Origin of the sequence: Anaerotruncus sp. 80, from assembly GCF_009936115.1 — a bacterium.
GTDB lineage: Bacteria > Bacillota > Clostridia > Peptostreptococcales > Anaerovoracaceae > Senimuribacter > Senimuribacter intestinalis.
Genome location: NZ_QWES01000039.1, coordinates 26,038 through 32,037, shown reverse-complemented (window position 1 = coordinate 32,037; position 6,000 = coordinate 26,038). Strand labels below are relative to the sequence as shown.

Below are 6,000 nucleotides of genomic sequence, written 5' to 3'. Positions count from 1 at the left end.
TGTTATGCACTGCTTTAGCCAAAACTTTTTAAAAATTTTTTTCAATTTACTATTGACTTTTCATAGTTGGTCTCCTTCTTCTACTGCAATTCTCACATCGGCAAGCTGATTAATATTATCAAAGCTCGAATTTTCCTTGACCAGTATCTTCCCGTGCATGATATACAGCGGCTCTGTAAAAAGAAAGTCCTCTGCCGGCAGCTGACTCTTATCCACAATGGCAGCCTGAATCGCCCCGGTTTCAAAATCCCGAGTTAAATTACTTTCCTGATTCAATTTGATATCCATGTCATTTTCCAGTTCCACAGAAAGCAGATTGATAAAATCGATAAAAATCCCGTCATTCTGCTGTTCCTCGTTGAGAAAGGAAATGGGCAGTCTATTGTACTGCACACCGCAAGTAATATGTGCCTTGCTGAAATACTCTTTTTGGGAAGGCGTCAGATCCATGCTGTATTTTGTATAGTCGATCCAGTCCATGTTATACCGGATCATCATATTGATCGATGCGCCCAGCCAAATGATCAGAACCGCTGCCGCCATAGTTAAAGAAATGCTTCTCTTCATTTAAATACCTATTATTTTATTGGGTTGTTATGCGAAATAGTAATCTTTTCTACGTTGATATCCTTTCCATCCACATCCATAATGGCAAAAGTAATCGCCTGATCGAAGCGCCGCTTGCCGCAGCTGCCCGGATTAAGCCAAAGTCTGCCATCTATCATATCCTGCGCATACTTGTGAGAATGTCCGTAAATCACCACATCAATTCCTGCCAGCGCCTCTGGCTTTCCCAGCACTTCTTTCTTATTGTGAATCAGGAAAAACTTACAGTCTTCGATTGTAAAAGTTAAGGATGCAGGCAAATGCTCCGCCCATTCCTTATCGTTATTGCCGCGCACTACATAAAGCGGCGCAATGCGCTCCAGTTCTTCTATAATCTCCGGCTTATTGATATCACCACCGTGGATAATCATGTCGCAGACAGAAAGCGCTGCGCAAACCTTCGGCCGCAAAAGTCCATGAGTATCCGAAATTACACCGATTTTAGTTGGCATATGAGTCTCCTTACTTGTACGTTCTTGTCTGGTATTATTATAATCAAAGGATGCAGTATCGTCAAATTTTATGATACCACAAAAATAAAAAAAGAGCCGTCAACATAAAGGACGACTCTTACATTTCATTCTATTTGTTTACACCATTACAAAACCTGCAATAACATAAGCCACAAAGGAAATCGCTGTAACAATTCCAATGTATGGAAGCTGCGCAACCGCATAGTCCACGTTATTGATTCTGCAGGCAGAAGCGGACATCAGGGTTACATCTGAATAGAAGCAAGCCTGTGCACCGAAACAAGCTGCGGAAATAATTGCGCCCAAAGTGAGCGGAATGTTCGCACCGGTCGATGCAGCCAGCGGCAGAATAATCGGTGTACACAGAGCAGGCACACTCCAGATATTACCTGTTGCAAAGCATACCAGACCGATCAGTACAAAGGAAACTGCCGGAAGCCATGCTGCACTCATATACGGACCTGCTGCATCAATCAGGAACTGTGGCAGACCAATCAGATTAATGGCCTCTCTGTAGAACAGCGATGTAATCAATACAACCGCAATGAAGAGCATGTCCTCCAGCCCTTTGTAACAAGCGTCGCAGAACTTGCCGAGAGTCATAATTCTAGTCGGAATGAAGAGAATAAAGCAAGCAAAAATACCGATACTTACACCGTAAAGAATATCATCCAGCCACAGCGTTGTGAAGATCACCACTGCCATAGGTACTACAAAAGCCCAAAGGTGCGGCTTGATTTCCTTTTCTTCCTTACCGCTATCGGTACTAGCTGCGCCCATCACTTCACCAAGCTCATCTCCCTGATTCTGTAAATTACTTGATTCAGGCCAGAGTTGTCCGGTTTCTTCCACTCTCTTATACGCCTTCTTAATACCGCCCATCTTAGGAACAACGCCTAAAATAACCAGAAGTACGAAGATGACGCAGAGGAAAGGATAGAAGAAGTATGGCATAATATGATAGTAAATGTCCATTGCACTATCGCCAACCACTGCGGCTTCAGCCTGCTGTCCAAATACGCCGGAGAAGAATACAACCCAAGCAGAAATCGGTATGATCAGGCATACAGGCGCCGAAGTTGTGTTGATGATGTAGCAAAGCATTTCTCTTGGCGTCTTATGTTCATCCGACAAAGTTAATACGCAGTTAGCTGTAACAAGAATGCTGAGATAATCGTCAATAAAAATTATAATTCCACATAACCATGTCAAAAATAGCACTTGCTTTTCCGACTTGACATACTTTCTAGCTAAATCGCCTACGGCAATCGCACCCTTTGACTCTCTGAGAAGCTGTACCAAACATCCAAATAACAAACAAATGATTACGATATAATTATTGTCCCCATCACAAGATGCGTCCAGCATTGCATCCAGCATCGGCATAAAAAATCCCGCTTTATAGTATAATGCGTATCCAAGAATGCCGGATACTACAATACTGAGAATACATTTCTTTGTCAGAAACGCCAGGACAAAGAAACTCACCACAGGGATTAAGGTGAGAATGCCTAAATTTGTTCCATCCATAGTGTTTACTCCTTTTCATTTCATTGAATTTTATACTCTACCCAAAATCTCCACCTTTAGATTTATTTCATTTTTGAAATAAACTTCTATTTCGTTCATCCGCTCCTCTGTTGGCGGAAGAAATTCCTCCTGCACGCCTCCTATATTTCTCTTCTTGCTGATCCCAAGATTGTGATACTGCAGGAGATTGACTTTCTTGATTCCAAGTTCTCTGAAAAACGCCCCTGTACGCACAATGATATCTTCGCTGTCATTGACGCCCTTTATGAGCGGCATTCTCATAATCAGCTTATCCACGATTTCCGGGTCCGCTGACAACTGCCGCAAATTATTGAGAATCTGCCGGTTGCTGACACCCGTATACGCTCTATGGATTTCATCATTGATTGACTTCATATCGTAGAGAATGTTTGTAACATTTTTCTTCTGTGCCAGTTCCATAAGCGCCTGTGAATCCCCGAATCCGGAGGTGTCCACACACACGTTGATGCCCAGTTTCCCCGCCTCATCGATGAGCCTTCCTACAAAACCTGCGTGCATAAGGATCTCTCCTCCACTGACAGTAATTCCGCCTTCGGTTTTGTCGTAAAACCCTTTATCCTGTGCTGCAATCTCCAGAATCTCATCTACAGTCATGAATTTGGCTACAGGGCGCAGTGCTTTTGCATAACACTCATTTGCACAGACGAGACACAAATCACACTTTGTCCTGTCAATGATAACGCCCTCTTCTGCACTAATGGTTATTGCATCCCGCGGACACGCTTTCACGCAATGTCCGCAGCCGATGCAATTATTTTGCGACTTGATGAGCTCTTGTCTTTCATCGATCAATTCAGGATTATGGCACCATTTGCAGTCAAGAGGACAACCCTTAAAAAATATCGTTGTCCGGATGCCCGGTCCGTCTTCAACAGAGAACTTTTGGAGGCTTCCCACAAGAACCCTTTCAGCTATATGACTCATTGAAACCTCCTTTCTGTCAGGCTGACTACTTGATTACTAACGCTGATTCAAGTGCGGCGTTCTGTAAATAATTACATCCTGTGCGCTCTTATCAAGTTCAGTAAAGTAAGCCATGTAACCAGCAACACGAACCATAAGACCTTTATAATCTTCAGGTTTTTCCTGTGCCTTCTTCAAAGTTTCATTATCTACTACATTGATTTGAATATGTTGTCCGCCGTCTTCAAAATAGGTTTTGATCACACCTTCTATGAGGTCTTTTCCTTCTTCTCCCTGTACGCCATGCGGGTCAAAACGCAGGTTGTACAGCGCACCTTCATGGAGATCAGCTGGTGTCATACTGGCAACGGATTTTACCGTAGCAGTCGGTCCGTTGATATCTCTTCCCATCATTGGAGAAGATGCGTCACAGAAAGGCTCGCCTGCCAGTCTTCCATCAGGAAGTGCGCCGGTCACCAGACCATGTGGAATATTCATGGTCTGGGAGTCGATGCCGAAAGCATAATATCCGCCTCTGGCATCCGGCCACTGCTGCACATTTTCTGCGATGAAATGCATCATCTCTTTGTAGATGCCATCCACATGCGCCTGATTGTTACCGTATTTTTCCGGCTTATTGAGCAGGAGCTGACGAAGTCTTTCCTGTCCTTCAAAGTTGGTATCGCAGGCTTTGATTAATTCATCCATGGTGAGGTCTTTGTCCTCAAATACGCATTTTTCTACTGCTGCGATACTGTCCGCCAAGTTAGCCGGTCCCGTAACGTAAAGACCTGCCGTGGAATATTTGGCGCCACCGTGCTGTACAGATTTTCCGCTTTCCACACATCCCTTTGTTACCATGGAGGCGAAAATAACAGGATATCTGTTCATGTGAATACTCTGCATCAGATTGTAACCAGTTCTGATCAGATCATAATGATGAAGAATCTGCTTTTTCAGTGCATCCTTAAATTCTTCTATATTCTTAAACTCTCTTGGATCTCCCGTTTCAAGTCCCATCAGTTTGCCGGTGGCTGGGTCCACACCGTTATGCAGAACGAACTCAATCATTTTTCCCATATTTACATATCCTGCATCAGGGGAACCGTCTGAAGCACCGCCGCCCGCAGCAGGCTGTGTGCAGCCGACAATAGTCCAATCTCTGGCCTCTTCGATAGTGCAGCCTCTGCCCTTATCAAGACTGATTTTTATTCCAGCATCGTCGCTGAAAAATCCCGGATTTGCCTGTCCTTCCTGAATCATCTTGCAGCCGAAGCGGATTAAATCTTCCGGCGTATTTTCCCATACTCTTACCGCCATAACAGGCTGCTTTATCTGAAGATCATCTGCTGCTTCCAAACAAAGATAAGACAAATCATTGGTAGCATCTTTGCCGTCCGGTGTCTGCCCGCCTACGACCAGAATCTGCCACATCGGATATCCTGCAAAAGCTGTAGCGTACCAGTTATCTCTCACTTCATATACTTCACAGGTCTTCAGATAAAGGCATTCCAGCATTTCCAGTGCCTCTTCTCTAGTGATGTTCTTTTCTTTTATGACATCTTTTTCATAGAAAGGCCACATATACTGGTCAAATCTGCCGAATCCGCAAGCTGTCGTACAAACTTCGATATAAAAGTAAACATGTACGAACCACACAGCCTGAAGCGCCTGCTGGAAAGTCTTAGGAGGATTTTCCGGAACGACTCTGCAGTTTTCCGCAATGGTCAGAAGTTCTTTTTTCCGCTTCTCATCTGTGCATGCAAAAGCCATTCTCTCTGCTTCTTCAGCCATTCTGTGCGCATATGTAATCAAACCCTGACACTGAATGATACAAGCTTTCCAGAAGTCCACCTTAGCCTGTTCTTCCATAGTCTGCGGAATAATGCTGTCGATATTTTTCTGGCACTCTTCCATATATCCTCTGAGACCTATGGTCAAAATCTTCTCATGATCACAGGTAGTTTCTCCCGAAACACCGTTTTCTAGACCAACGCAGATAATGTCGTCCTTCTCAAGTTCCTTAATTTTCGCAGGCATGGCTTCACCTGACAGATCCTCCATTGACTTACCTTCCCAGTATTTCAGGGTTTCGAGAATCGTCTCTTTATCCTCCGGCGAAATGTAATACGGATCCTTGCTTCTTGAAGAAAATTCATCAATATCGCTGATATACCATGAACTGGACTGAAATTCCGGATGCAGATTGGCACCTCGGTATGCGTTGGTTGCGGTTCCCACAATCAATTCATCGTCCATAATCAGCGTTGTCATATTCTCCATGATATAATTGACAACCTTGGCTCTGAAAATAGACACTGCATCACCAGCAAACTTCTGATAGGCTTCCGTTGCCAATACCAATCTCTCTGCTGTAATTTGAGGAATTGTTTCAAAATACTTCTCCCTCATTCTCTTAACTCTCGGGGTTAACATATCCTTCCCT

5 protein-coding genes are annotated in these 6,000 nt (G+C 44.0%); all 5 read right to left on the bottom strand.

The window, feature by feature from the left end:
* Positions 1 to 60: 60 nt before the first annotated feature.
* A complete protein-coding gene (locus tag D1155_RS14590) occupies positions 61 to 567 on the bottom strand; it encodes a transporter substrate-binding domain-containing protein (protein ID WP_160203148.1) in 507 nt (168 codons plus the stop codon).
* An 11-nt stretch (positions 568 to 578) separates the two neighbouring features.
* The gene (locus tag D1155_RS14585; protein WP_160203147.1) at positions 579 to 1,058 is read right to left on the bottom strand and encodes a metallophosphoesterase family protein; all 480 of its coding nucleotides are present in this window, start codon (positions 1,056 to 1,058) and stop codon (positions 579 to 581) included.
* Positions 1,059 to 1,196: 138 nt separating this feature from the next.
* Positions 1,197 to 2,609 carry a Na+/H+ antiporter NhaC family protein gene (locus D1155_RS14580; protein WP_160203146.1) on the bottom strand — a complete coding sequence of 471 codons (1,413 nt, stop codon included), beginning with the start codon at positions 2,607 to 2,609 and terminating at the stop codon, positions 1,197 to 1,199.
* Between the two features lie 30 nt (positions 2,610 to 2,639).
* Positions 2,640 to 3,575 (bottom strand): glycyl-radical enzyme activating protein, encoded by a 936-nt coding sequence (locus D1155_RS14575; RefSeq protein WP_160203145.1) that lies wholly within the window; start codon positions 3,573 to 3,575, stop codon positions 2,640 to 2,642.
* 36 nt (positions 3,576 to 3,611) lie between these two features.
* Positions 3,612 to 5,990, bottom strand: a complete 2,379-nt coding sequence (locus tag D1155_RS14570) for a pyruvate formate lyase family protein (protein ID WP_160203144.1) — start codon at positions 5,988 to 5,990, stop codon at positions 3,612 to 3,614.
* Positions 5,991 to 6,000: the final 10 nt, after the last annotated feature.